The 24,277-nt window shown below is 44.0% G+C and carries 30 protein-coding genes; 24 read left to right on the forward strand and 6 right to left on the reverse strand.

Annotated elements, in window-relative coordinates:
- The first annotated feature begins 1 nt into the window (after position 1).
- The 19 genes from ICN35_RS03035 to ICN35_RS03125 all read left to right on the forward strand — a co-directional run bounded on the left by ICN35_RS03035 (position 2) and on the right by ICN35_RS03125 (position 13,130).
- Positions 2-649, forward strand: a complete 648-nt coding sequence (locus ICN35_RS03035) for a FliH/SctL family protein (RefSeq protein WP_215296731.1) — start codon at positions 2-4, stop codon at positions 647-649.
- Positions 646-2,103, forward strand: a complete 1,458-nt coding sequence (fliI, locus tag ICN35_RS03040) for a flagellar protein export ATPase FliI (protein ID WP_216124190.1) — start codon at positions 646-648, stop codon at positions 2,101-2,103. The genes ICN35_RS03035 and fliI overlap by 4 nt, the downstream gene beginning before the upstream one ends.
- A 2-nt stretch (positions 2,104-2,105) precedes the next feature.
- Positions 2,106-2,567, forward strand: a complete 462-nt coding sequence (fliJ, locus tag ICN35_RS03045) for a flagellar export protein FliJ (protein WP_216124192.1) — start codon at positions 2,106-2,108, stop codon at positions 2,565-2,567.
- A gap of 11 nt (positions 2,568-2,578) precedes the next feature.
- Positions 2,579-3,739 carry a flagellar hook-length control protein FliK gene (locus ICN35_RS03050; RefSeq protein WP_216124199.1) on the forward strand — a complete coding sequence of 387 codons (1,161 nt, stop codon included), beginning with the start codon at positions 2,579-2,581 and terminating at the stop codon, positions 3,737-3,739.
- A gap of 5 nt (positions 3,740-3,744) precedes the next feature.
- A complete protein-coding gene (locus ICN35_RS03055; protein WP_088524973.1) occupies positions 3,745-4,095 on the forward strand; it encodes a BLUF domain-containing protein in 351 nt (116 codons plus the stop codon).
- A 116-nt stretch (positions 4,096-4,211) separates the two neighbouring features.
- A complete protein-coding gene (locus ICN35_RS03060) occupies positions 4,212-4,631 on the forward strand; it encodes a hypothetical protein (RefSeq protein ID WP_216124200.1) in 420 nt (139 codons plus the stop codon).
- A gap of 171 nt (positions 4,632-4,802) precedes the next feature.
- Positions 4,803-5,288, forward strand: a complete 486-nt coding sequence (fliL, locus tag ICN35_RS03065; RefSeq protein WP_216124204.1) for a flagellar basal body-associated protein FliL — start codon at positions 4,803-4,805, stop codon at positions 5,286-5,288.
- A gap of 13 nt (positions 5,289-5,301) precedes the next feature.
- Entirely contained in the window at positions 5,302-6,321 is a 1,020-nt protein-coding gene (gene fliM, locus ICN35_RS03070) for a flagellar motor switch protein FliM (RefSeq protein WP_215296737.1), read from the forward strand.
- Entirely contained in the window at positions 6,308-6,658 is a 351-nt protein-coding gene (gene fliN / locus ICN35_RS03075) for a flagellar motor switch protein FliN (RefSeq protein WP_216124207.1), read from the forward strand. The genes fliM and fliN overlap by 14 nt, the downstream gene beginning before the upstream one ends.
- Before the next feature lie 50 nt (positions 6,659-6,708).
- Entirely contained in the window at positions 6,709-7,326 is a 618-nt protein-coding gene (gene fliO / locus ICN35_RS03080) for a flagellar biosynthetic protein FliO (protein WP_088524968.1), read from the forward strand.
- Complete coding sequence (fliP, locus tag ICN35_RS03085) at positions 7,313-8,116, forward strand: flagellar type III secretion system pore protein FliP (RefSeq protein ID WP_255535687.1); 804 nt, start codon at positions 7,313-7,315, stop codon at positions 8,114-8,116. The genes fliO and fliP overlap by 14 nt, the downstream gene beginning before the upstream one ends.
- Before the next feature lie 75 nt (positions 8,117-8,191).
- Complete coding sequence (gene fliQ, locus ICN35_RS03090; RefSeq protein ID WP_088524967.1) at positions 8,192-8,461, forward strand: flagellar biosynthesis protein FliQ; 270 nt, start codon at positions 8,192-8,194, stop codon at positions 8,459-8,461.
- A gap of 18 nt (positions 8,462-8,479) precedes the next feature.
- Positions 8,480-9,256, forward strand: a complete 777-nt coding sequence (gene fliR, locus ICN35_RS03095; protein ID WP_215296739.1) for a flagellar biosynthetic protein FliR — start codon at positions 8,480-8,482, stop codon at positions 9,254-9,256.
- 139 nt (positions 9,257-9,395) lie between these two features.
- Complete coding sequence (locus ICN35_RS03100; RefSeq protein WP_216124208.1) at positions 9,396-9,899, forward strand: DUF4423 domain-containing protein; 504 nt, start codon at positions 9,396-9,398, stop codon at positions 9,897-9,899.
- Positions 9,892-10,620, forward strand: coding sequence for a Fic family protein (locus tag ICN35_RS03105; RefSeq protein WP_216124210.1), 729 nt, complete (start codon positions 9,892-9,894; stop codon positions 10,618-10,620). The genes ICN35_RS03100 and ICN35_RS03105 overlap by 8 nt, the downstream gene beginning before the upstream one ends.
- A gap of 28 nt (positions 10,621-10,648) precedes the next feature.
- Positions 10,649-10,849 carry a hypothetical protein gene (locus ICN35_RS03110; protein WP_216124212.1) on the forward strand — a complete coding sequence of 67 codons (201 nt, stop codon included), beginning with the start codon at positions 10,649-10,651 and terminating at the stop codon, positions 10,847-10,849.
- 114 nt (positions 10,850-10,963) lie between these two features.
- Entirely contained in the window at positions 10,964-11,230 is a 267-nt protein-coding gene (locus ICN35_RS03115; protein ID WP_215320182.1) for a hypothetical protein, read from the forward strand.
- Complete coding sequence (locus ICN35_RS03120) at positions 11,230-11,505, forward strand: hypothetical protein (RefSeq protein ID WP_216124214.1); 276 nt, start codon at positions 11,230-11,232, stop codon at positions 11,503-11,505. Before ICN35_RS03115 ends, ICN35_RS03120 begins: the two co-directional genes overlap by 1 nt.
- A gap of 29 nt (positions 11,506-11,534) precedes the next feature.
- Positions 11,535-13,130, forward strand: coding sequence for a tetratricopeptide repeat protein (locus ICN35_RS03125; protein ID WP_216124216.1), 1,596 nt, complete (start codon positions 11,535-11,537; stop codon positions 13,128-13,130).
- An 87-nt stretch (positions 13,131-13,217) separates the two neighbouring features.
- Here ICN35_RS03125 and ICN35_RS03130 read toward each other — a convergent pair whose 3' ends face one another.
- The 6 genes from ICN35_RS03130 to flgA form a co-directional block, all read right to left on the reverse strand.
- Positions 13,218-13,631, reverse strand: coding sequence for a hypothetical protein (locus ICN35_RS03130; protein WP_088526022.1), 414 nt, complete (start codon positions 13,629-13,631; stop codon positions 13,218-13,220).
- A 126-nt stretch (positions 13,632-13,757) separates the two neighbouring features.
- A complete protein-coding gene (locus tag ICN35_RS03135) occupies positions 13,758-16,064 on the reverse strand; it encodes a flagellin (protein ID WP_216124218.1) in 2,307 nt (768 codons plus the stop codon).
- A gap of 191 nt (positions 16,065-16,255) precedes the next feature.
- The gene (locus ICN35_RS03140) at positions 16,256-17,449 is read right to left on the reverse strand and encodes a flagellin (protein ID WP_216124220.1); all 1,194 of its coding nucleotides are present in this window, start codon (positions 17,447-17,449) and stop codon (positions 16,256-16,258) included.
- A 293-nt stretch (positions 17,450-17,742) separates the two neighbouring features.
- A complete protein-coding gene (locus ICN35_RS03145) occupies positions 17,743-18,573 on the reverse strand; it encodes a hypothetical protein (protein WP_216124221.1) in 831 nt (276 codons plus the stop codon).
- Positions 18,574-18,660: 87 nt separating this feature from the next.
- Positions 18,661-18,966, reverse strand: coding sequence for a flagellar biosynthesis anti-sigma factor FlgM (gene flgM, locus ICN35_RS03150; protein WP_216124223.1), 306 nt, complete (start codon positions 18,964-18,966; stop codon positions 18,661-18,663).
- A gap of 191 nt (positions 18,967-19,157) precedes the next feature.
- A complete protein-coding gene (flgA, locus tag ICN35_RS03155; protein ID WP_216124225.1) occupies positions 19,158-20,024 on the reverse strand; it encodes a flagellar basal body P-ring formation chaperone FlgA in 867 nt (288 codons plus the stop codon).
- A gap of 216 nt (positions 20,025-20,240) precedes the next feature.
- Between flgA and flgB the strand changes: the two genes are divergently transcribed.
- The 5 genes from flgB to flgF are packed head-to-tail and all read left to right on the forward strand — an operon-like array spanning position 20,241 to position 24,269.
- Positions 20,241-20,681 carry a flagellar basal body rod protein FlgB gene (gene flgB / locus ICN35_RS03160; protein ID WP_088526016.1) on the forward strand — a complete coding sequence of 147 codons (441 nt, stop codon included), beginning with the start codon at positions 20,241-20,243 and terminating at the stop codon, positions 20,679-20,681.
- A 27-nt stretch (positions 20,682-20,708) separates the two neighbouring features.
- Positions 20,709-21,119 (forward strand): flagellar basal body rod protein FlgC, encoded by a 411-nt coding sequence (flgC, locus tag ICN35_RS03165; RefSeq protein WP_088526015.1) that lies wholly within the window; start codon positions 20,709-20,711, stop codon positions 21,117-21,119.
- A gap of 12 nt (positions 21,120-21,131) precedes the next feature.
- Complete coding sequence (locus ICN35_RS03170) at positions 21,132-21,848, forward strand: flagellar hook assembly protein FlgD (RefSeq protein ID WP_216124229.1); 717 nt, start codon at positions 21,132-21,134, stop codon at positions 21,846-21,848.
- 53 nt (positions 21,849-21,901) lie between these two features.
- Complete coding sequence (locus ICN35_RS03175) at positions 21,902-23,482, forward strand: flagellar hook-basal body complex protein (RefSeq protein WP_216124230.1); 1,581 nt, start codon at positions 21,902-21,904, stop codon at positions 23,480-23,482.
- Between the two features lie 46 nt (positions 23,483-23,528).
- Positions 23,529-24,269 carry a flagellar basal-body rod protein FlgF gene (gene flgF, locus ICN35_RS03180; protein ID WP_088526012.1) on the forward strand — a complete coding sequence of 247 codons (741 nt, stop codon included), beginning with the start codon at positions 23,529-23,531 and terminating at the stop codon, positions 24,267-24,269.
- The last annotated feature ends 8 nt before the right edge of the window (positions 24,270-24,277 follow it).

Raw genomic sequence — 24,277 nt, forward strand, 5'->3', positions numbered from 1 at the left:
TATGGAAACTTCTCGCGCCTGGCCTAAAGCAATAGGCGAATCCTTTTTTACTGATCTGATCCCAACTAAGCCGGCTGTTAAGCCCGAACCTAGTCCTGCTCAATCGATGAGTTTTTCTCCTGAGAAAATCAAGGAGATTTTAGATAAAGCCTATTTGGATGGCTATGACCGTGGCATGAAAAGCGGTCACGAAGCCGGCATGAATATGGCGAATGAAAAATTGGCAGTTGAACAAGCCGATTTGAAAAATCTGATGAATGGATTTTCGAATACCGCCAAAGAGAAAAGTAAGGTCTTGTGTGAAGACGTATTAGCCTTATCTCTAGATATTGCTAAAGCAATGCTCAAAGAGCATCTCAAGATCAATCAAGAAGCCATCTTACCCATATTGCGACAAGCTACCAATAGCCTGATCGATAGCGAAGGGCCACTCCATCTCAAGTTAAACCCTGAAGATGTGCAGATTGTGCAGAAATATTTACAAGCTGAATTAAGTAATTGGCAGATAGAAGAAGATATTCGGATTGAGCGTGGCGCTTGCATCATTGAAACATCAGGCAACACCGTAGATGCTACGCATGAAAATCGCTGGCGCTTAATTTGTGATGCCTTAGGTCAGAACCATGATTGGCTGGTGGAGAAATCATGAGCATCGCGAACCCCTTGGATTCAATCGGCAGTGATCATGCTCACCTGAATCTAGACGGGCTTCTCAGTAATTATTTACGTCATTGCTCTAGCGCAGTATCGACTGTCGATAATGTTGAAGTGGCTGGACGTGTCACGAAGGTGACTGGTTTAGTGATTGAAGCGGGTGGCATATTTTTACCGATTGGTAGTGTTTGCGTGATTCCAATGGGTGATGGACAGCAGGTTGAAGCCGAAGTCGTTGGCTTTGATCATGGACGCTTATTTTTGATGCCTCAAAGCAATATCGAAGGTATTGCTCCATCCGCCAAAGTGATCTTGAAGTCTATACCAGTGCGTACTTCACAATTTCATAAGCCCTTTGATCTCAATGATGATTCTAATCAGAGTGAAACTCGTGTAACCCGCTTGCCAGTGGGCGATCATCTCTTGGGTCGTGTACTTGATGCCGCAGGCGTGCCTTTAGATGGCTTAGGCCCTCTACAGGCGGATCATTTTGCTCCTTTGCAGTCAGAGCCGATTAATCCTTTAAAGCGTGCTCCGATTGACACTATTTTAGATGTTGGTGTGAAGGCAATTAATAGTCTGCTGACAGTAGGACGTGGTCAGCGGATGGGCCTATTTGCAGGCTCCGGCGTTGGTAAAAGTGTGCTGCTTGGCATGATGGCCCGCTATACCGATGCTGATGTCATCGTCGTCGGCTTGATTGGTGAGCGTGGCCGCGAAGTAAAAGAATTCATTGAGCATATTTTGGGTGAGGTTGGTTTAGCACGGTCAGTGGTGATTGCAGCGCCTGCGGATGCTTCACCCCTCATGCGTTTGCAAGGCGCTAATTATTCAGCCACGGTTGCAGAACATTTCCGTAGTCAAGGTAAACATGTATTGCTGATCATGGATTCATTAACCCGCTTTGCTATGGCGCAACGTGAAATCGCTTTGGCTCTCGGTGAGCCGCCTGCAACTAAGGGTTATCCGCCTTCGGTATTTGCAAAACTCCCTAAGTTGGTTGAGCGTGCTGGCAATAGTGATGTTGGTGGTGGTTCGATTACTGCTTTTTATACTGTCTTGACAGAAGGTGATGACCAACAAGATCCGATTGCCGATTCAGCACGAGCGATTTTAGATGGCCATATTGTGCTAGATAGAACTTTAGCCGAAGCAGGGCACTACCCAGCCATTGATATTGAGCAGTCGATTAGTCGCGTCATGCATAGTATTGTGGATACGCAACATCAACAATCGGCTCGTAAGCTCAAACAGCTCAGCTCGAAATATAGTCGCAATCAAGATCTGATCAATGTGGGTGCTTATGTACCTGGAGCGGATGCCGTTTTGGATGAAGCGATTCAGAAACGCATAATGATTGAAAGCTTCTTGCAGCAAGATTTTGCGACACAGTGCAACACCCAGGAAAGTATTGAGCAGCTTAATCAGATTATTACGCAGCAAGGCTAAGCATGGCGAACACTCTGAATGGCATGAATACCCTCTTAGAGCTTTCTAAACGAAATCTGGATAAGGCAGCCGAAAGATTAGCTAAAGCGAATCGTGATGTCGCGCAGGCGCGTGAACAAGAAACTCGCTTGCAAACCTATCGCGATGAATATATTGCTCAGCGCAATGCTTTATCACTTGAAGGGGTTAGCGCTACAGATCTGCAAAATTACATGCTCTTCTTGAAGAATTTAGATCAGGCCATCGTTAGTCAGGGTGGTGCCATTCATCAATACGAAGAAATCGTCAAACACCATTTAGCGTACTGGCAAAAATGTCAGGCTAAAAAAAGATCATACGAAGTCATCATCGAAAGAAATCAATTGCAAATGCAAAAGTTAGCGAATAGGCGCGAGCAGAAGCAAATGGATGAGTTCAGTAGCAATCAACGCCGCTTTTTATCGGCCAATCACTCTGGTGTATAAAAAAGATCGCCATGAATATTGATCTCAAAGCGCAAACCCAATCCTTACTCAACAATAGTGTTGGGCAGGAGGCTGGCGGATCTTCTAATGCTAAAGCGGGTGCAGCGACTTTGCCCATCTTTAGTCAATTACTTTCTTCTCAAGTCAAAGTATTTCAAGAGCTAGATGCTAAAAACACGGTGAATACCGCGCAATTACTTTCGCCTAATGTTGTGCAGGCTAGCAAATTGCAAGCCAAGGATAATTCTCACCAGGAAGAGGTGAGGGCTGCTGTGAGTAGGCAAGCCGATGCCTTTATCAACATTGCTAAGGCAGGCGAGATCCATTCTGTTCAGACAAGCACAGTGCAAAATCCTCAGATTACGCAGCCTCGTACTGAGTTCGCTTATGCCAAGCTAGCTGAAATGCAAGCGCAAGCCAAAAATATGCGGGTGATTTCGAGAGAGCCGGGGTTGAATGCTGATGCTGAGATTCTGCAAGCGCAGGCTAGACGCCAAGGTCCTACCCAAGCGCTATCCAAAAATGCGACGTTTGAGATGCCAGAGAAAGATCAGTTGGCAGCTAAAAAGAGTACAAATCTAGCAACCGAGGCGATTACTGCCATGGGAATCTCTGCATCAGAAAATCAGGGGCAAGGCAGTCAAGCGGATACTGGTGGTGAATCAGAGTTTGGTAATGCACCTATTCAAGCCAATACGGTGCATGGTCAAGTGCATGCCCAGTTTGGTTCTTTACAGTGGAGCGAGGAGATCTCACAGAGAATGATTTTGATGGTTGGTGCTAATATGCATTTAGCTGTTTTAAATCTCAATCCTGACAATCTTGGACTTCTAAAAATTGTGATTACCGTTAAAGATCATCAGGTGAATGCGACTTTTGTATCGAACAATGCCGATGTACGCCAAGCCTTGCAAGACGGCTTAGAGCAGTTGCGTAGCTCGATGAGTCAAGCAGATCTCGTTTTGGAGCAGGCGGATGTCCGCTCTGGGCTTAGTTATGAAGAGAGTCAGGCGAGCGCTCTAGCTTCTCAGGCCGAGTCTGGTGCCAATTTTGACCTTTCATCAGAACATCAAAATGCTTTGAGCCAAGTGCTCAATGATCAAGCACCCAAGGGTAGCAAAGCTCAGGGCCTGCCGATGCAGTACGATGGCACTGTTAGCGTATTCGTCTAATTTTTATGGCTATTTATCAACTCATCTACGTCAGCTCTGCTACAGAGACTTTTACTCGAGAAAAGTTTCTGGATATGGCTTTTGTGATGAGCAGTGAAAATACCAAGGTGGGTATCACTGGTATGTTGGTATTTAAGGATGGTAATTTCATGGAAGTCCTCGAAGGTGAGGAGTTGGCTGTGAAAGGACTTTTTGGCAAAATTGAGCAAGATTCTCGTCACACCCTAGTAAGCGTGATCCAGGAGGGTGAAATTAGCACCCGTGAGTATCCTAGTTGGGCAATGACTTTTTATAACCCTCAGACTGAGGAATATGAGCATGTTGGCTCGCCGATTCAGTGGCAAGATAAGCTTTGAAGCTGGTCATGAATAGTCAAATCATCCTTCTAGAGCCTGCACAAAATTCAGAATTGAGAGCAAAAACCCCCTTTATTCTCCGATTTGAATCCTGCCCATCCCTCTAAAATCAGATGATGACTAATTTAGGCAACCTACCTAGCTCTTTTGGTAATTCACTGAACTCCGGCTTTCTAGCTAAAGGGGTTTCTGCTGAATTTCATGGTGCACCCGGAAATAGCAAATCTTCTGTGGGCGAGCCTTTATCCAGTTTTATGGATGGATTGGGTAGCTTTTTAGGTAAAACGCTGTCTGGTGGTTTAGCAGTTGCCTCCGTTGCCATGCCTGGCGCCTCTTTTGGTATTTCTAAATTGGGTGATGCAGCAGCCAGTACTTTGTTACATGGTTTACTGAGCTCACAAACCCCGAGTACGCCTAAAAATGAGATGTCTGCATTAGCTGGTATGACTGCTTCTGCCGGTCAAATGATGCCACGTCACCCTTATCAAGCTCAGCCTGCTGCCTTCCCAGGGGCTAGTTTCATTACTTCGGCCTAAGTTTTACTGAATACTCCCTTTTAAGGGAATTTAGTCTCCAGTAAACCTCTTAAGAAGCTTCAAAAATAGCCTCTAAACGCCTTTATAAGGGGTGTTTCTCCCTCTTTTCTAAGTATCTAGTGTCATCAATTCCATTGATAATGAGGAATAATTTTCACAATGGAGCGGTAAATGGCAGAGAACGAACAACCGGTTAAGCCCAAATCTAAAAAGATGTTATTCATCATCCTAGGTGTGGTGCTCGCATTGGCCATCGGTGGCGGGGCAGCTTACTATTTCTTGGTCATGAAAGCCGATTCTAAGTCGGCAGAATCCTCCAAGCCAAAGGTTCCAGAACTCCAGATTTTTGTACCTTTGGAAGTGTTCACAGTGAACTTGCGCCCTGAGAGTACAGAGCCGCAACAATACCTACAAACTACTTTGAACTTACAAGTGCCTTCTGAAGAGATGAGCGCCAGTTTGAAAGCGCGTATGCCTGAGTTGAGAAGTCGTATTTTGTTAATTCTCACCAATAAAAAAGCTTCAGAAATCACTTCAGTTGAAGGTAAGAATGCCTTGATGACTGAGATTATTGAGCAACTCCAAAAACCATTTAGCGGTAGTGAGACAGAACAAAAAATCACTGGCGTCTATTTCACTTCTTTCATTATTCAGTAAGTAAGAGCCCATCATGGCAGATGAGAATCTCACCGAAGGTGAACTTGACGAGCTGTTAAAAGACGTTGAGCTCACTGAAGAGCAAAAAAATGCTCAAATGCAGGAGCAAAGCCTGCAGGGTGCACCAGCGAAGACTTTTAATTTAGGCACCCAAGAGCGCCTAGTTCGTGGCCGTATGCCCACGATTGAAACGGTTCATGAACGTTTTATTCGTTTGCTGAGAATTACCGCCTCTAACTTATTTGGCACGCTTATAGAAGTAAAGACCTCAGCAACAACAACCTGTAAGTATGGTGAGCTACTATCCAAACATAGTCAACCAAGTAATATTAATTTGATCAAACTCAAACCACTACGTGGTACTGGTTTGTTGATCATCGATCCCAATTTGGTGTTGTACACCGTCGATAATCTTTTTGGCGGTGGAGCTCGCTTCCCAGTGTCCATCGAGGGTCGCGAGTTCACGGCTACTGAGATGCGGATTGTGGGTACTTTATTAAAGACTTTCTTTGCTTCATATCAAGAAGCATGGGCCCCGGCCTACGAGATCGAATGTGATCACGTGAGCTCAGAAATGAATTTGTCATTTGTGAATATCGCTATGGCAAGTGAATTGATGTCAACCACCACATTTACACTGGTGATTGGTGAAGCCAGCTACGAGATTGACTTATGCATCCCTTATATGATGCTCGAGCCAATCATGGATATTCTGACATCCCAGACTCAGGGTATGGTTGCTGAGCATGATCATGTTTGGGAAGAGACCTTGCTTCAACAGGTAGAAGCAGTTGAAGTAGAGGTGGTTGCTAATTTAGGCAATAAAACCATGCTGATGGAAGAAATCATTGCCTTAAAGAGCGGCGACGTCATTCCCTTCCCTTATTCAGCAGAAATACCGGTAACGGTAGATAACGTGCCTGTCTTATCTTGCCGTTATGGCATTTATAACAATCAATACGCATTGCGAGTTGAAAAACTCTTGAAACCTGACGCATCTGAATATATTAAAGGAGCCAATGATGGCAAATGAAATTGAATCCGGCAATCAAACGGGTGCCGAAGTATTTAATGAGTTGGAAGGGGCCGACAAGTCCCTGCCACAAGAAAAGGATTTGGAATTCATTAAAGATATTCCGGTCCAATTCTCGGTAGAAATCGGCCGCACCAAAATTCCAATTAAGTCACTTTTGCAACTGACACAGGGCTCTATTGTTGAATTAGATGCTAACTCTGGCGATTTGATGGATATCCTCGTCAATGGCACGATGATTGCTAAAGGTGAAGTGGTCGTAATTAATGAAAAGTTTGGTATTCGCCTGACTGAAATCATTACCCCAATCGAGCGTATTCGCAAGCTTAATAAATAAATCAATCAATCATCAAACCATACAAGCTCAATAAGCCAGAAAACAGCACGATGACCATCCTGAAAACACCAAACTGGGCAATACTCGCAAGCTTCTTCTTTGCTGAAGTAGCGCTAGCTCAGGTCACTCGTGTTCCAGAGTCTGACGGTGGACCATTTCGAGTGATTCTGGGTTTGTTATTGGTATTAGCCTTAATCGCTGGTTTAGCGTGGGCGATGAAAAAACTCAATCATGCCAAGATTGGCAATCAATCGGTTGCCAAAATTGTCGGTGGCGTGAGTGTCGGTCCGCGTGAGCGTGTGGTAGTCGTTGAAATTGGTGGCAATTGGGTGGTTGTTGGCGTGGCTTCAGGTCAGGTCAATAGCTTGGCCAACTTTAAGGTGGCAGATCTTGACTTTAGTGATGGCTACGATGAAGCGCCATTCTATGAAGATGAGACTGCACCATCTACTAAGCAGGGCGGTCGTGAGCAACGCCAATCCGAACCCCGTTTTCAATTCAGATCTGAATTTGATGAAGAGCAGTCAACTCCTTCATCTAAATACCAAGAAGAGCCGCGCAATATACAAAGCAGTTTTAAGCCTCAAACCAATTCTGCCAAGTTTCATAAAGAAAATGTGAAGCGTTTTTTACGTAAAGTCCTCAGAGTGGGTGATGGCAATGAATGATCTCAATGAAATAAAGCCCATCCATCTCAATGCCAAGACTATATTTTGGGCGCTGTGCTTGGGCTTTGCCTTGGCTTGTATTTTCTACACGATTCCCAGTTATGCAGCCAATAATTCATCATTGAATGTTTTATCCAGCTCCGCTGGACCTGGTGGCAGTCAAAACTATAGCTTGAGTCTGCAGACTCTGATTCTGTTGACTTCATTATCCTTTTTGCCAACCGTCTTATTAATGATGACCAGCTTTACCCGCATCATTATTGTGCTTTCACTCTTGCGCCAGGCGATTGGTGCGCAAGCAACCCCACCAAACCAAATCTTATTAGGCTTAGCGCTATTCTTAACCTTCTTTGTGATGGGCCCGGTGTTTGATCGAGTCTATAACGAGGCGTATCAGCCGCTCAATGAAAACAAGATCACGATGCAGCAGGCTTTAGAAAAAGGTTCAGTCCCGATTAGAGAGTTCATGCTCAAACAAACCCGTGAAACCGATCTGGCTTTGTTCTTAAATATGTCTGGCAAGAAAGTTGCCTCACCTGAAGATATTCCGATGAGTGTTTTGGTGCCTAGCTTTATGACCAGTGAGTTAAAAACCGGCTTTCAGATTGGCTTTAGTATTTTTATTCCTTTTTTGATCATTGATATGGTGGTCGCCAGTGTGCTGATGGCCATGGGCATGATGATGGTCTCGCCGGCGATTATTTCCTTGCCCTTTAAGCTGATGCTATTCGTATTGGTAGATGGCTGGCAGCTCTTATTGGGCTCCTTAGCAGCTAGCTTTGCATCCTAAGTGGTGGCAGCAAAAACTAAATAATCAAACAGATAAAAAATAGAAAAAATAAATAATAGGACCAGGACAAAAGTCATGACACCAGAATCAGTAATGAATATCGGACGCCTTGCAATGGAGACCACCTTACTAGTCGGCGCACCTTTGCTCTTAGTTTCTCTGCTAGTCGGTTTGATTATTTCGGTATTTCAAGCAGCCACTCAAATTAACGAAGCGACTTTGTCTTTTATTCCAAAGCTGCTGGGTATCTTGCTGACACTCCTCATCGCAGGGCCTTGGATGATCTCAGTATTAGTGACCTATATGCGGGGTATGTTTAGTAATTTCTCGCTCTTGATGGGCTAACACCATTCATTCTTACCCATGCTGACGCTCAATAGCGAACTCATCCAAGCTTGGGTTGTCACGATCTTAATACCGCTCACGCGGATTCTGGGCTTTGTAGCCATCGCCCCCTTTTTTGGTAATCAAGCTGTCTCACCGCAAATTAAAGTGGCTATGGGTATTTTGCTCGCCATGGTGATTGCGCCTGCAGCACCAGTAATGCCAGACATTGACTTACTCTCCTTGAGTGGTGTTTTGATTGTTGCCGAGCAATTGATCATAGGCTTGGCAATCGGTTTTATGGCGCAGATTATCTTTAGTGCGATTGAGTTTGCCGGGCAGGTGAGTGGCATGACCATGGGCTTTGGTTTTGCAACCAATTACGATCCTCAGTCAGGCGGCACAACCGTGGTGATTAGTCAGCTCATGGGTATCTTGGCACTCTTAGTCTTCCTAAGTATGAATGGCCACTTGATCATGATTTCTGCATTGCTGCAGAGCTTTTATGACTTCCCCGTCACAGCACAAGCGCATATGGTGGATGGCATGATGATTGCTCTGTGGGGCGCTAAGCTATTCAGTATCGCTTTGCAACTCTCACTACCGATTGTGGCGACGTTACTCATTACTAATCTAGCTTTAGGTATTTTGACAAGATCATCACCGCAGCTCAATATTTTTGGTATCGGCTTTCCACTAACCCTATTGGTTGGATTCTTAGTAATCATGTTGATGCTACCCACACTAGCTGCTCCTTATCAAATCGTGATCGAGCAGGGGATTGAGGCGAGTAAAAATATGCTGAAGTTGAGATGATGTTTGGATGTGGAAAAATATCTAGTCTTATGCGGCATTGAACACTATCCCCCCAATTTATGGATCTTTAAACCGGCATATAGTAATTCTTTAAGTTATTGATATTGCTTTATATTTACATCTAAATTACAATAACCACATGGACATTAAAGGCCGCATCTTGCAATCCCTTCGCCCGCGTCGAGATGGGCTTTTATTGCGCTTAGACACCAAGTCTTTTGGCAGCCCTAGTCAAGTTTCTGATGCCCTGCGTTCTTTGGTTGATAGTGGCCTTATTGAAAAGCTAGATCGAGGTGTTTACGCTAAGCCTTCTAAGGTGTTGGAATTGGGTAAGGAAGCGTTGCTAGCAAGCGCTTCTTTGAGAGTAAAAAACTTGCGCGATCAATTCATACGCCTCAGTAAGCGAACTCGTTTGACGCCAACCGCTCGATATGTCAAGAGTTTGGCAAAAAGTGAGGGCGTTGTATTTAATCCCATCTATGCAGATCGTTGGGCGAGTTCAGTTACTGAATTAGCCGGTGATAAAGTAAAGAGTGACTCAACCGATGATTTACTGGTCGCTCTTACACGCTCAGGAAAAATGACCCCCAAAGATATGGTGGCACTGGTAATCAAACACCATAAAGACCTCAAGCGTGTTTGATCCATTTGGCGATTATGCTTCACGTGGTTATCTGCGCAACACCGCTGGCGAAAAAGATATAGAAATCATTAAAATTGCGGAGCACGAACTATTTCGTGCTCAGTTACCAATTGCTTTGGATTTTTTAGCACAATGCAAAAGAATTGAGTACTCTGATTTTTTGGAGGTTCACCGCATTCTATTTTTAGGTCTTTATCCTTGGGCTGGTGAAGATCGAAATACGCTTTTGCCAGATAGGTCCATCAGCAAAGGTGAGGTGTACTTTTGCCACCCAAAAGATTGTCAGCGTGCGATTGAGGAGGGGCTTTCATCCGCTCAAGACAAACAACAAATGGCAGTAAGGCCAGGATTTATTATGGGCATGTTTGCATTTGGTCACCCATTTCTAGATAACAATGGACGTGCCATGCTCCTTGTTCATGCTGAGTTATGTTTTCGTGCGAATATGTCGATTGATTGGATTGCTACTGACAAGACTGCTTATCTAGAAGCATTAACTCATGAAATTGAATATCCCCATTCTGGTGCTTTAGATCAATATTTGCGCCCATTCATTGGTGAGAAAATTCACCGAGATCAGTGGTTGGAATGTATATCAATCTTGCCAGGCCTTGATGGGGTCAATGCAGGGGTAGATTCTTCAGCGCAATATGCGGATCCGCAAGTGGCTGAGAGTTACCAAGCTTTCGAACGTCGGCGTGACTATAAGCTTGCAAGCTAGATAACCAGCCAGCTATTCAAAACAGCCTATGAATACAACCTTCCAACAAGCCTTCACCCTTCACCAGCAAAGCGAAGTAGAGCAAGCAAAATTGCTTTACGAAGATATTCTCCAAAATGATCCCAATCATTTTGACGCTCTGCATAAGCTCGGAGTGGCAGTTACCGATGAAGATCCTTCAAGAGCAGTGCAGTGTACCCGGGCACTTGTGCAAATTGACGCGCAATGAATGCCGCTATTTGAACTCTCCATGTTAGGCATTGATTTTTACCCAACCAAGAGCCTTGCCAGCATAAATAATATTCTATACAATGCTATTAATAGTGTTATTAAGGGGGTGATAATGGGTACCGTCGTAGCAAATAATTTAAAAACTAAGGGCATAAAAGCCATTGAGGAAGCTTTACTAGATCAACTAGAAGCGCCTGTATCCGTGCGTGGACAGGTGAAGTATGTGGTGATGAGCCAGGAGCAATATCAATATTTACGTGAATGCGAACTGGAGGCTGCACTAGCTGAATCCAGGGCTGATTTGGCGGGTGGACGCTTTGTTAAAGAAACCGTGGCTGAGCATATTAAACGTCTTAAGCAAATCAACAAGTCAGCCTAATGAGTTGGCAGTTAATCTTTACTGAGCAATACAACCGGCGCGCTGCGAAGTTTCTAAAGCGTCATCCTGATGTGGAAACACAGTATGCCAAAGCATTGGAACTGTTAGAGCTCAATCCCCATCATCCTTCTCTGCGTCTTCATAGTTTATCTGGAAGGCTTGATGGCTTACAAAGCATTTCGATCAATCTGAAATACCGAGTCACTATTGAAATGATTATTACTGAATATGAGATTGTTTTGATCAATGTTGGTGATCATGATGCGGTTTATTAAACTAGCTACTGAGTGATTCAATAAAGCACATGAGTACATCCTTCGAAAAAGCCTTCATATTTCACCAGCAAGGTGAAGTAGAGCAAGCAAAATTACTTTACGAAGATATTCTTCAAAATGATCCTCATCATTTTGATGCTCTGCATATGCTCGGAGTGGCAGTTACCGATGAAGATCCTTCAAGAGCAGTGCAATTACTCTCCAAAGCGCTTGAGATTAATTCAACCATGCCAGAATGCTTTAATAATGCAGCCCATGCGCTGATGAAGCTAGGGCAGCACGCTTTAGCACTAGAGTGCTGCCGTCATTCCATCGCACTTGAAGCTGGAAATTGGACGACATACGCGAATGCTGCAGAGGCATTACGTAATCTCCAGCGCCAAGAAGATGCTTTGGTCTCGATTAATGCCGCTATTAGCATTGCGCCAACCATGGCCAAACTCTATTCCAACAGAGGCAATCTCTTTAAGGAGCTAGGGCAGTATGAACAAGCATTACTAGAATATCAAACAGCGATTGAGTTAGACCCAGAAGACGCTACCTTTTATGTTAATCGAGGGCTGGCGTATCAAGACTTAAACCTGATTTATCCTGCGATTGAGAGCCAAGAAAAGGCGATTGCTCTAGACCCTCAGTTAGGAGCGGCACACGATAGCCTGGCAAAGCTGTATTTGCTCAATGGTAATTTGCAATCGGGTTGGGGTATGTATCACTGGCGCTGGAAAGGCCTTGGCCTGACAACCCAGCCCTTAAAAACTAGCAAGCCAAAGTGGCGAAACGGTAGCACAGCCAAAAAACTATTAGTTTGGGCAGAGCAGGGCGTAAGTGAGCATATTCTCTTTGGCGGCTTACTACTAGAGATGCAGCGATTGGTGCCAAATCTATTGGTGCAGATTGACCCGCGTTTAATACCAATTTTTGAACGCTCGATGCCAGAAATTACCTTTTATTCGGCAACAGAAACCGTAGATGAATCACTCTACGATGCTCATATCCCCTTAGGAGATCTACCTGGACTCTTTAGAAATCAAATCGATGATTTCCTGAATGTCAAACTTCAGTATCTCAAGCCAAAATTTGAGCAAAGAAACCTCATTAAAGAAACGCTAGCCAAGCAAGATGAGTTACTCATTGGCATTTCTTGGAAAGAAGAAGATCACTCAGCTAATAAATCAAGCAATTCCAACAAAACAAACAACATAGAGCTTACTCAATTAGTCTCTTCTTTAAACATGCCTGGCATTAAATTCGTGAATTTACAACAGGGTATTAGTAATCAAGAGCTTGCAGATCTTCAGTCCAAACTGATGATCCAGGTTTATGGATATGAGCAGCTCAATAGCTCATTGGGTTTTGATGACTTAGCAGCACTTATCAGCGCATGTGACATCATCATCTCAGTAGATAATGAAGTGGCTCACTTGGCAGGTGCTATGAATATCCCTTGTTGGGTCTTATTACCCAAGGCGCCTCATTGGCGTTGGCTATCTGGTGTGACTTTAAGCCCTTGGTATCCTAGCTTAAGGCTTTACCGACAAGAGCAGCAGGGCGTTTGGGATGCGCCTCTAGATAAAATCCGCCATGATCTGGTACCGCTATTAAAGCAGTCTACTCAATACAACTGAGTAAGATAATTAATGCATAGCACAAAGCAATACACCTAAGCTACGGCTTAGGTGTATTGAATATCAATCGAATGGGGAATTACAGAATTAAGCAGTGTGCTTCATTGGCTCTGCAGCCTCAGCTGGTGCAGCTATGGTTCCAGCGGTTCCCTTGTTATAGGGGCCCAAGATGACTTCCATGGAGGCAATGACCAGGGGAAGATACTCAAAATTCTGTGACTGAATGGCGCCATTGAGAATCTGAATGTTAGTGCTATAGATTGTCTTGAGCATGGTGCGGTGTTGAGAATGTAATTTCTCATTGAGGTTCTCTTGCACCCACTGCAAGCCTTCAGCGATTTCTAATAATCTTTTGTGATTAGTTACAGGATCAAATTCACCAGCCATGATACGTTTGACCATGCTAATGACAGATTCAAACCAGCGTTTTTCAAAGCTAGCACCAGTCAGATTATTATCAACTGACACATAAGCATTAATGGCGTTTTTGCTATTAAACATGATGGTCTCTCGTTATCCGTTATTTTGTGTTCTTAGTTAAAAGTATTCTATCTGAAACCCCTTTGATTTGTATGAACTAATGGTGAAATGATCATTAGCGCAAATCAAAGGGTATCAGTGTTCAAATTAACGGAATATTGACAAAATTGCAGCCGCTGCGGTGTTCATTTGACTTACCAAATAGTAGTCAACGCTTTGCTGAGTATTTAATTGTTGTAGATTAGCCTGCAAAGCAGTCGGATCAATATTGGCAATTGCATCAATCGTCTTTTGCATACCATTCTTGATATTAGTTGCATTTTTCAATTGAGCTTGAATACCAGCTGTAGCTGCAGCAAGAGATGCTTGTGCTGTAGAAACGGTATCAATTTGACCAGTAATCACCTGAGTAGCTTTATTAGCATTAGCAATTGCAGCATTCTGGGTATTCCATTTGATTTCAGGTGGAACTGTTGAGGTATTACCAGGCTTGTTATCAATTGCTAAAACGTTATTACCCAAATCAATAGCAGTGAAGTAATTGGTGAATTCAGAAACCTTACCAGTTAAAGAGCTACCACCAACATCGGTATTGGCAAAGGTGCCATATAGATTGCCTGTATCGCCGCTATTAATCACATTCTTGAAAGCGTCTAAAACTTGCTGAGGCGTTGTAGTTTGTGATGCAGTAAAAGTGAGCCCATTAATTGTGACGCTGTCACCAGGAAATAAGTTGGCAGTACCAGCCAATAAATTAGTGTTGGTGAATGTTAAGGTATTTCTGGTGGTGGTATTACTGTTTTGAGACAGCAAGGCAATTTCGCCAGGAGCGCTGCCTGTTGTTAGTGGATCTATTGTTGTTAGGCTAAATGTGTTGCTTGAAGTAACAGTTGCGCTGACACCGTAGGCGGAGCCACCGGTAATCTTCGTACCAGTATTAGCGTTCATACCAATTTTTGTAATAGTTGAAGGCACTGCTACAGCGCTCTGGCCCGAAAGGGTATATGAAGCAAGACCGGTGGATGTGGTGCCAGTAGTCAAAAGATTGGTTAACTGACCACCAGCCGCACTGTAGCTCCACGCAATCGATGTTGTCGAACCACCAGCACTAACTGCTGCTCCTAGTCCACCTACTTTAGAGCCACTCCAAGTACCATATTGACTCAGCGTAGCGGAGTTACCAATTTTGGCTAGAAATGCTGTTGAAAGTTGAGCCGCTGTTGTAGTTGCTGTAGCGGTAAAGGTCAATCCACCAGCAGAGAAGCTATCACCAATTGCTAAATCACGGAAAGTAATTGTTTGAACTTGAGCAACCGCACTTGTTGTAGTGGTAAAAGTTCCAATGCTTGGATCAGGTTGAACACCATTATTAATGTAGTTAGCAAACGCCGCACTCACTTGTGATGGTGAAATGCCAGCAGCGCTAGTTCCTGGTCCAGGACCTGCAGTAAAAGTTAAATTACCAATCGTCAGAGAATTACCTTGAGCCATACTAGTAGTTGGAAGGGTAATAGTTTGAGTCTGGCTGCTAGCAGGATTGGTATATGTGGCAGTTGTTGATGTTGCTCCAGCTGCTGTGATGTTAAGAGCGCTGCCAGAGGCTGTTCCAGCTAGACCAGTGCGAGTACCAGTGATGGAGAAATTGCCATAAGTTGTTGAAGAACCAGATGTAATATAGTCTGCAAAAGCAGTAGCCAACTGGGCGGCAGTCATATCGCTAGTAACAGCAAGGGTGATAGTTGTCTGTGGTGTTCCATTAACTGTCATTGAATAAGAATCACCCGCTTTAAGGCCGGCTGCTGGAAAGGTTACGATTGGTGCTGTTACGGTGGAGTCATTTACAGCTCCAGCTACTGTTCCAATGGCTGATCCAACAATCGTGCTCACAGGAGTAGTTAAATTCGTGGCTGCAAAGGTCTGGTCGGTAATTTGCATGCCAGTAATTAATAACTGCTTTAGAGCCGTAACTAATTCACCCACATTGGTTGCGTTAACTTGAGTTTGAGAATCTGGGGTGCCATCAATACCAGTAGTCACTTGTAGACCAAAATCTGTATTGAGTAGATTGGCGCCATTCACGCTAGCACTGGTAACTAACTGTTGTATTTGATTTGTTAAGTTCTGAAAGGTCAGATTTAAGCTGTCGCGATCGGTTGAGGCAAATCCCGCACTTGAAGCTTGGGTGGCCAAGCCTTTAAGCTGGCTCATGATCGTAGAGATTGACGTTAAGGCAGACTGCGCTACATCAATCGCGCTACCCGCATCAGTTAAGTTTTTGGTAACCGAGCCATAACCCGCTACTTGAGCAGTCATTCGACTGACAACCCCAGTTTCAGCGGCATTTAGCGTCGCCTTACCAGAGGCAAGTTGGGTTTGGGTTTCAACAATGCCCTTTTGCACCTCATTTACAGACTGAGTCAGTGTTGAAGCTAGCGAAGTAATTGTATTGCTCATGATATTTTTTCCTTAAATATCCAATCTTTTTATGTAAAATCCAGGTACAAACTCTAGTAAATCCTGGCCCTATACACGACAAAAATCAATAATTAGGGAAACTATAAGGGTTTATCAACCCTTTGAATCCATTAAAAAAGCCGGGAATTACCCGGCTTTTCTAAGCTTAAACAGCTAAAACACTAGTTAAATCAACGGAAAATCGACAAAATCGCTGCTGCTTCGGTATTCATTTGGCTAACCAAATAATAATCGATCGATTGTTGATTGTTCAATTGCTGTAACTTAGCCTGCATCGCAGTAGCGTCAATGTTTTGGATTGTGTCTACAGTGTTTTGAAGGCCTTGTTGCAATGCTGCAGTTGCCTTAGTTTTTGCAGTTAAACCAGTAGCAGATGCACTTAAACTTGACTGACCAGTAGATACAGTGGTTAGTTGTGTAGTTAATGTGGCAATGGCTGTAGCAGCACTTGCTGCACCTGTCGTAGTAGATACACTAGAAGTGGGTGAAAGTACAGCTGCTGCTGCTGATCCAGTTCTTGAGACTAAAAGCGTTGTAGTCGTAGTTGTGGCGCTGAGAATGGTGCCTGCTGTTAGGGCTGCTGCTCTGGTTCCTGTATGTGAAAAATTACCATACGCTGAAGTAGTACCGTTATTGATATATGCTGCAATGTCAGTTATTACGTTTTCTTTTGTTACATCACTTGAAGCCGTAAAGGTAAGGCCACCAATTGTTACTGTGTCGCCAGAATAAAAATCATTTGCAAATGTCATAGTATCTACTTGCGGAACTGCAGCGGTAGAACCAGCTGCTGCCGCATAGGTAGTTGTAATTGCTGAGGTAACTGATGTAGATGTGGTGGTTGCATTGATTTTTAAGCTGGCAATATTTGCAATCACACCAGCAGTAAGTCCAATGCCGCCAATCGAAGTCGAGTCACTTGCAGCTCCTGCAATACCAGTGGTAACACTAAGACCGTCCGTACCTTGGAGTAAATTATTTCCGTTGATAGTCGCAGCATTTGTGAGACCAGAGATTTGCGTTCTCAACTCAGTAAAGGTTGTATTTAAGCTAGTTAAATCAGTTTGGTTGAGGCCAGAACTGCTAGCCTGCGTTGCTAGAGATTTCATCTGAGTCAAGATTGTTGCGATAGAACTTAGCGCAGTTTGACTCACGTTAATCACATTTTGTGCGGTTGAAATATTATCTTGAACCGTTCCATATGCTGCAGCCTGAGCTGATAAACGGGTGACTATACCATCTTGGGCAGGGTTAAGAGTTTTCTTGCCAGAAGAGAGTTGATTTTGAACTTCGACGACTTGATTCTGAATATCTTTTACTGAAGATGACAGAGTAAGTGCTAAACCTGATAATGGCATTGGCATGATTCTTTTCCTTTAGTATAAATTTATGCATCCACAATGGATTGCAATAAATAGTCTGGTTACGCGAAATGCATAACAACAAACCAACTTACGAAAAGCATCAGTGCGCAGTGCGTAGACCACATCAACAGAGCTTGGCGCTAACTATGACATTAGCTATTTGAAAACTTCCGAAGAAGCCTTCGTTCTATATATTCTATAACGGAGTGGGTTGGTAAAACTTAAGTACTTTTTGGATTTAATTCCAGGTTGCCATGTATAAATTAGCAACTAATCATCATTAGATGGTGGGCTTAAATGCTTGCGTTTGCCTTGGCATTAGCAACAATGAGAGCCTTATAGGCATTTGGGTCCAGCTGACTAATCAATTGGTAGTCAATATTTTGACGACTTTGTAATTCAGCTAATTGAGCCTTAAGTTTTACTGGGTCAATGTTTTGGATTGCATTGACCGAATTTTGCGCAGTCTTTGCTTGACCTGTAAGTTTGTCTGCCTGGGCTGCGAGACGTGTGGAAGTCATCTTGAGCAAGGCTTGACCATTATTGATCTGGGCTAGAGCGCTATTGAGAGCATTCATTGCTGCTTCAGCGTTTTGCGGTGTATCGAGCTTGATATTACTCATCAGGCCGGTAGTCATCATGCCGTAGATATTGACGCTATTAATGAATGATCTTGAGGCAGGTGTTTTATCAGTACCAATGATGACATTCATGCCAGCTGTACCGGAGAGTAGGTTAGTGCCATTTAAGCCTGCTTTAGTAGCTAGCTTACCAATCTCAGTGACGAGTTGTTGAAATCTAAAGTTGAGGTTAATGCTGTCAGAAAAACCCAGGGTAGGGTTGCTAGCTTGAGCTGCCAGCTGTTGCATCTGCGGCATCAGTTTTAAGATGGAAGTAATTGCAGTTTGCGCAACCCCAATCGTCTTCTGCGCATTCGCAATACTGTCTTGCGGTGTTGCATAACTTTTTGCCGCTGTAGAAAGTTTGGTAACTTCGTCTTGCTGCGCAGTTGTTAGCGTGGCTTTGCCATTCTTTAACTGCGTATTAATGGAATTAATTTTTGTCTGAAAATCTTTTACATAGTTAGTAAAAGTATCAACTAAGGTAGTTTTGGCAATACTCATAATGATCTTTGATCTTGCCTAGTTTCTGTGTATTGTTGCTTTGCTTACTGTAGTTAGGTTTGTTACGTAATTACGTAACGCGTCTAATTATTTTTTGAGCAGAGCAACGGCATCGTTAATCATGCCATCAGCAACTTTGCCAGAATCAACTGTGAATTGACCGCTTTCAATTTCACTGCGGATCATGTCGACTTTTTTAGAATCAAACACTGGGCTATTAGCAATCGTCGCTTGTAATGCTTGCAACTGACTAGAAAGTGTAGTGATATCAGCAGCAGGTGGCTTTACTGAATTAGCACTAGGCCCAATCGTTGAAGTAGGGATGCTCTCGCTCGCAGCGGGTTTTTCCACTACGGTGTTCAGCGCGGTCTTCAAAGAATCATTAATTTTCATGGGAACACTTTAGCCTAATTTAGGTACTGCTCGTTTCTCAGTTTTTTTGAGTCAACTATCAAAACACTATACAACTTACTGCCACATCACCTGATCTACTTCTACATTTTCTCTAACGGCTTTATCTAGCCTAACTTTAGCTAAATCCGGCTTTCCTAGGCGCGTTAGAAGAATATAAATTATTGGTTAGCCTACTTGCTTTGGCCGCCTACCTCAACTACGCCATTTTCTTTGGCAATTCCGGTCACAACACTGCCATTACTGACCTTGACTTTGACTAGTTCACCTTCTGAGGCTTCATTTAGAGCCTGACCGTCGGTGCTAATCGAAAATCCCTTGCCGCCACTAGAAACCCTCACAGATTGCCCTTTTTGCACAATCAGGGGCATTTTGAGCATTTCTTTTTTGAGGACTGTGCCTGCTACTAGGGACATTCTGGCGGTTTGACCAATAACACGGTTAAATTCCGTAAAAATGCCGGTTGGGAGTGTAGTGAGATCGCCTTTTTGGAGTTGTAATTCATTGGCGGAGATGGTTTGACCCTGTCCAATTGGGGCTCCGGCGACAACATAGTTGGCAATGATGCTCACATTCGCTTGGACATACACGGTCCAAGGTTTAGGTTGGCCGCAGCGCACGCCCACTGTTGTTCTGCCCCAAGCAGCGCTATTTGGGGGAAAAAAGGCTTCTGGAGAAGGGCAATAGGTTAATTGCGTGCCTTCTTCCATCGGAGTAACGGTAATTTCTGGTTTGCCAGGGGAGCCGGCACTTTGGGTGGTCAAAAAGTCTTTCACTTTTTGATTAATGATGCGCAGATTCTGGAAAGCAGGTGGATTACCAGCGTTAGTGGCTGAGTTAGATCCTGGGTTCTGTCCTTGGGCTGGTGCTTGATTTTGTACCTGTGCCCAGCTGATTTTGGGGTAGAGCACCATAAATGAGAGCAACACACTGGCAATCATGCCAATGATCAAGGTCTCAAAACCACGCAAAAAAGACCCGAAAAGGGGCTTTTCAGTACTTTTCTTGAATTCAAAGGGCGTTTCGTATGAGGAATGCATGCTTAATTCCAGTCCAAAAGGATGGCGAAAACATAATTTTAGGATTTTGGGGGCCAGTCAATGCCTCAATTAGCCGAACTATTACCCCTTTTATTGGCAAATCAAGGAAGGGGCGGGCAAATTACATTAGTGAAAATGCCATTAATAGGTATTTGCAATGCTACATAACCTATTACGGCTGACTTGAGGATTTCTTTAGGGAAATTGGAGAAATAAATGGATAAATTAGACGCGCTCTTTGATTTTAATGCAACCGCCCTGCGGGTGAGGGCTCAACGCCAGGAAATTTTAGCGGCCAATATCGCCAACGCGGATACCCCGAACTATAAAGCACGGGATATCGACTTTGCTGCCTCACTCAAAAAAGCCCTAGAAGCCAATGTGGCTAGTGCTGCTAATAATGCGGCGGTGAGCTCTAACGGCAATATGTCGCTCGCGACTACTCATGGCAAACATATTCCCGGGGGTACTGGCGGCGTTAATGAAGCAGACTTACTCTATCGCCCCTTGATTCAGGGCAGCGTTGACGGCAACTCGGTCGATGGTGAGGTGGAAAGAACAGCCTTCGTGGATAACGCGATTCATTACGAAGCCAATATCACGATGCTCAATGCCCAGATTAAAGACATGACTGCAGCACTCAGTCCTACTTCCTAATTCTTTTCGATAGAACGGTAAATTCAAATGGCCTCCTTACAAAACGTTTTTAATATTTCTAGTTCAGCGATGAGTGCACAGTCGCAGCGCTTAAATACGGTCGCTAGTAACTTAGCGAACGTGGATAGTGCTACTAGTTCAAACGGTCAACCTTACAAAGCCAAGCAAGTTGTTTTTGAAGCAACACCAGTAGGTAGCTCTGGTCATCAAGGCGTCAAAGTCAATAAGGTAATTGAAGATCAGTTGCCACCACGTATGGTGCACGATCCAGCAAATCCACTAGCAGATAAAGATGGCTTTGTGGCGATGCCAAACGTCAATGCAACCCAAGAGATGGTGAACATGATTTCAACATCACGCTCTTATCAAAACAACGTTGAAACCATGAACGCTGCAAAAACAATGTTGCAAAGAACATTAACCATTGGCCAAAACTAATAGGGACTAAAGATGAGTGCGATTCAAAATAATACAGTCAGTAACAGTGCAAGCAATAGCGCAAGTAATGGCATCAACACTAAATCTATCGGCGGAAGTGCTACGGCAGCCTTGAACGCATCTGCTAGTTCTGCAGCGCAAATCCAGGATCAGTTTATGACCTTGTTGGTTGCGCAAATGAAATATCAAGATCCTACTGATCCAATGAAGAGTGCGGAGATGACTAGTCAGATGGCGCAGATCTCTACAGTAGAAGGCGTCAATAAGCTTAATAGCTCCATGAACTCTCTCTTGTCGCAAATGCAATCGAGTCAGGCATTTCAAGCTTCAAGTCTGGTTGGTAAAAGTGTGCTGGTTCCAGGTAATACATTGAACCTCACAAAAGGACAGGCGACTTTTGGTGTACAACTAGATTCTCCCGCATCTTCCTTGAAGGTCAATATTTTGAACGGCGCAGGTCAGTCAGTCGATGTGATGACCTTGGGCCCACAACCTGCCGGTACTGTACCTTTAGCTTGGGATGGTAAAGATATCAATGGCAATCAGTTACCAGATGGCTCATATAGATTTCAACTAGCAGCTAACGTAGCTGGTAAGAATGTGAATCCAACTGGCTTAGCAACGGCTAATGTCACTGGCATTCTCAATCCTACCGCGAATACCAGCGCACAGATCATGTTGGATAACAACACGACCACCAATATTTCAAATGTGGCGCAGATTCGCTAATTTGTCAGTTAAACACTAATTACCAAAACACTGTTAATCACTAAAGGATCTATATGTCATTTGTCGAAGGATTGAGCGGTTTAAATGCAGCCTCAGAACATTTGAGCGTGTTGGGCAATAACATTGCCAACAGTGCAACGGTCGGCTTTAAAGCCTCACATGTTGACTTTACCAATGTGCTGGCCCGACAACTCAATGCCGCTAATTCTGGATCACCAGTACAAACTGGGGGTGGGGTACTAGCATCAAATGTGATGCAATCGTTTACCCAAGGCCCGATCAATACAACAACCGTACCACTTAATGCGGCGATTAATGGTCAAGGCATGTTTGCACTACAAGACCCGGTTTTAGGTCAAACAGTCTATACCCGCAATGGTCAATTCACTCAGAACGTCGAAGGTTTCTTGGTCAATGGTTCCGGCTTTCAGGTACTCGATATTGCAGGTGCACCTATTAAGTTGCCATTAGCACCAAATGATATTCGCCCTGGTTCTGCTAATACTAATCAAGTAGATGCGGTTGGCTTTAATTCACCGCTATCACCTTATGGCACTGTTACTTTTGGTGGCTTAAGCTATACCAATACCGATGGCAAAGTATTAACTGCGGCGCAAGTGGCCTCTCTATTTAGTGGTCTGCAAGCAGGCGATACACCGGCAACGATTGCAGCTCGCTTTAGTAATTCAAGTACAAATAATTACCCATTATTTACTCCTGCAAACAATACAGTGAGTTTTAATAATCTGGCTGCTAACGAAAGCGTTACCGTTGCAGGGCTTACCTTTACCGCTGGTACATCAGGTGCAACGTCAGCGAATGTGGCAGCAGCATTTACTGGTTTAGCTGATGGCACTGTGAAAAATAGTGTGAGCGTGACTAATGGTGTTCTCAATGGCACATTGGCTGGTGTACAAACAACGAGTGCGCAAGCAAGCAATGGCGCATTAGCGTTTACCAATAGCAATAACACCTTAAATACACTGCTGTCTATCAGCGCTTCGAATGGAAATACTCCAATCGTTGCCAATACAGCACCAGTCATGACGGGTATGTTTGGCGGAGTGTTGAGTAACTACAACACCTTAGCTGCAATACCAGCCAATATTCCAACAACGTACTTAGGTCAAAACATCACACCAGCTCAGCAAGCAAATACCAGCTGGGTCCAAGCGACTTTTACTGGATTTGGTGAGCAGCCTGCGATTAATGTGACTGCATCTGGTTTCTTAACGGGTTCTATTCCGATGGTGGCGACTAAAACTCCCGGTACCGTTATTGCACATTTAAATACGATGGCGATTAACGAAACGGGCACCATCATTGGTACTTATAGCGATGGCCTTACTAGTGAACTCGCGCAAATTGGTGTGGCAAGCATCCCAAGCTATACCGGTTTAAAAGCAGTGGGTAACGATACCTGGGTGGAAACCTCTAAATCAGGTGTGCCTTTATTAGGTAGCGTACAACTGGTCGGCAGCAAGATTCAGGGTTCTGCATTAGAAGGCTCGAACGTGAATCAAACGCAAGATATGGTGGCATTGTTGGCAGCCCAGCAGGCTTATCAAGCTAGTGCTCAGGTGGTCAAAATTGAAAACCAAATCTATCAAACCCTCATCGGAATGAATGGCTAAGACGGCCATTAATACTTTGAATGCCAGAGAAAGCTAAGGAGAAACCATGGATCGTGTAATTTATACCGCAATGACTGGAGCCCAACATATCTTGGATCAGCAGGCGACGAACTCCAATAATTTGGCTAACGTATCGACTACTGGCTTTAAGGCGCAGATTGATTCTTTTTTATCTGTACCGATTCAAGGTGGCAGCTTGGATACACGCTCTTTTGTAGTCAATGCCTCAGGCGGTACAGATTTTTCTCCTGGCGCTATTAAGCAAACAGGACGTACTCTGGATGTAGCAATCGAAGGTAAGGGTTGGTTTAGTGTGCAACGCCCTGATGGTACAGAAGGTTTGACCCGTAATGGCTCATTCAAAATTAGTGAGAATGGTATTTTGCAAACCGCAGGTGGTCGTAACGTTCTCGGTGGCGGTGGTCCGATTACGATTCCTCCCAACGTCAATATCTCGATTGGTGCCGATGGCACGATATCCAGCGTGGATCCTGCTGTGAGTGGTGGTCCTTCTACTCCGATTGATGTCATCAAGCTCTCTAATCCTGATGAAAAAAGCTTAGTTCGCGGTGACGATGGTCTATTTAAATCTGCCAGTGGCGCTGGTTTTGTAGCAGATCCTACCGTTAAGGTAGTGAATGGCGCCTTGGAGGATAGTAACGTGAGCGTGATTCATAGCATGGTCAATATGATTTCGTTGGCGCGTAGCTTTGATATTCAAATGCAACTCATGAAGAATGCTGAGAATAGCGACCAACATGCCGCTCAGCTCTTCAATTTAAGTTAAGACTTTAT

Origin of the sequence: Polynucleobacter sp. es-GGE-1 (genome assembly GCF_018882005.1) — a bacterium.
GTDB lineage: Bacteria > Pseudomonadota > Gammaproteobacteria > Burkholderiales > Burkholderiaceae > Polynucleobacter.

Bases quoted from the DNA above. Each gene is read 5' to 3' on its own strand.
- ICN35_RS03035 (WP_215296731.1), top strand. From the start codon at position 2: ATGGAAACTTCTCGCGCCTGGCCTAAAGCAATAGGCGAATCCTTTTTT.
- fliI (WP_216124190.1), top strand. From the start codon at position 646: ATGAGCATCGCGAACCCCTTGGATTCAATCGGCAGTGATCATGCTCAC.
- fliJ (WP_216124192.1), top strand. From the start codon at position 2,106: ATGGCGAACACTCTGAATGGCATGAATACCCTCTTAGAGCTTTCTAAA.
- ICN35_RS03050 (WP_216124199.1), top strand. From the start codon at position 2,579: ATGAATATTGATCTCAAAGCGCAAACCCAATCCTTACTCAACAATAGT.
- ICN35_RS03055 (WP_088524973.1), top strand. From the start codon at position 3,745: ATGGCTATTTATCAACTCATCTACGTCAGCTCTGCTACAGAGACTTTT.
- ICN35_RS03060 (WP_216124200.1), top strand. From the start codon at position 4,212: ATGACTAATTTAGGCAACCTACCTAGCTCTTTTGGTAATTCACTGAAC.
- fliL (WP_216124204.1), top strand. From the start codon at position 4,803: ATGGCAGAGAACGAACAACCGGTTAAGCCCAAATCTAAAAAGATGTTA.
- fliM (WP_215296737.1), top strand. From the start codon at position 5,302: ATGGCAGATGAGAATCTCACCGAAGGTGAACTTGACGAGCTGTTAAAA.
- fliN (WP_216124207.1), top strand. From the start codon at position 6,308: ATGATGGCAAATGAAATTGAATCCGGCAATCAAACGGGTGCCGAAGTA.
- fliO (WP_088524968.1), top strand. From the start codon at position 6,709: ATGACCATCCTGAAAACACCAAACTGGGCAATACTCGCAAGCTTCTTC.
- fliP (WP_255535687.1), top strand. From the start codon at position 7,313: ATGGCAATGAATGATCTCAATGAAATAAAGCCCATCCATCTCAATGCC.
- fliQ (WP_088524967.1), top strand. From the start codon at position 8,192: ATGACACCAGAATCAGTAATGAATATCGGACGCCTTGCAATGGAGACC.
- fliR (WP_215296739.1), top strand. From the start codon at position 8,480: ATGCTGACGCTCAATAGCGAACTCATCCAAGCTTGGGTTGTCACGATC.
- ICN35_RS03100 (WP_216124208.1), top strand. From the start codon at position 9,396: ATGGACATTAAAGGCCGCATCTTGCAATCCCTTCGCCCGCGTCGAGAT.
- ICN35_RS03110 (WP_216124212.1), top strand. From the start codon at position 10,649: ATGAATACAACCTTCCAACAAGCCTTCACCCTTCACCAGCAAAGCGAA.
- ICN35_RS03115 (WP_215320182.1), top strand. From the start codon at position 10,964: ATGGGTACCGTCGTAGCAAATAATTTAAAAACTAAGGGCATAAAAGCC.
- ICN35_RS03120 (WP_216124214.1), top strand. From the start codon at position 11,230: ATGAGTTGGCAGTTAATCTTTACTGAGCAATACAACCGGCGCGCTGCG.
- ICN35_RS03125 (WP_216124216.1), top strand. From the start codon at position 11,535: ATGAGTACATCCTTCGAAAAAGCCTTCATATTTCACCAGCAAGGTGAA.
- ICN35_RS03130 (WP_088526022.1), bottom strand. From the start codon at position 13,631: ATGTTTAATAGCAAAAACGCCATTAATGCTTATGTGTCAGTTGATAAT.
- ICN35_RS03135 (WP_216124218.1), bottom strand. From the start codon at position 16,064: ATGAGCAATACAATTACTTCGCTAGCTTCAACACTGACTCAGTCTGTA.
- ICN35_RS03140 (WP_216124220.1), bottom strand. From the start codon at position 17,449: ATGCCAATGCCATTATCAGGTTTAGCACTTACTCTGTCATCTTCAGTA.
- ICN35_RS03145 (WP_216124221.1), bottom strand. From the start codon at position 18,573: ATGAGTATTGCCAAAACTACCTTAGTTGATACTTTTACTAACTATGTA.
- flgM (WP_216124223.1), bottom strand. From the start codon at position 18,966: ATGAAAATTAATGATTCTTTGAAGACCGCGCTGAACACCGTAGTGGAA.
- flgA (WP_216124225.1), bottom strand. From the start codon at position 20,024: ATGCATTCCTCATACGAAACGCCCTTTGAATTCAAGAAAAGTACTGAA.
- flgB (WP_088526016.1), top strand. From the start codon at position 20,241: ATGGATAAATTAGACGCGCTCTTTGATTTTAATGCAACCGCCCTGCGG.
- flgC (WP_088526015.1), top strand. From the start codon at position 20,709: ATGGCCTCCTTACAAAACGTTTTTAATATTTCTAGTTCAGCGATGAGT.
- ICN35_RS03170 (WP_216124229.1), top strand. From the start codon at position 21,132: ATGAGTGCGATTCAAAATAATACAGTCAGTAACAGTGCAAGCAATAGC.
- ICN35_RS03175 (WP_216124230.1), top strand. From the start codon at position 21,902: ATGTCATTTGTCGAAGGATTGAGCGGTTTAAATGCAGCCTCAGAACAT.
- flgF (WP_088526012.1), top strand. From the start codon at position 23,529: ATGGATCGTGTAATTTATACCGCAATGACTGGAGCCCAACATATCTTG.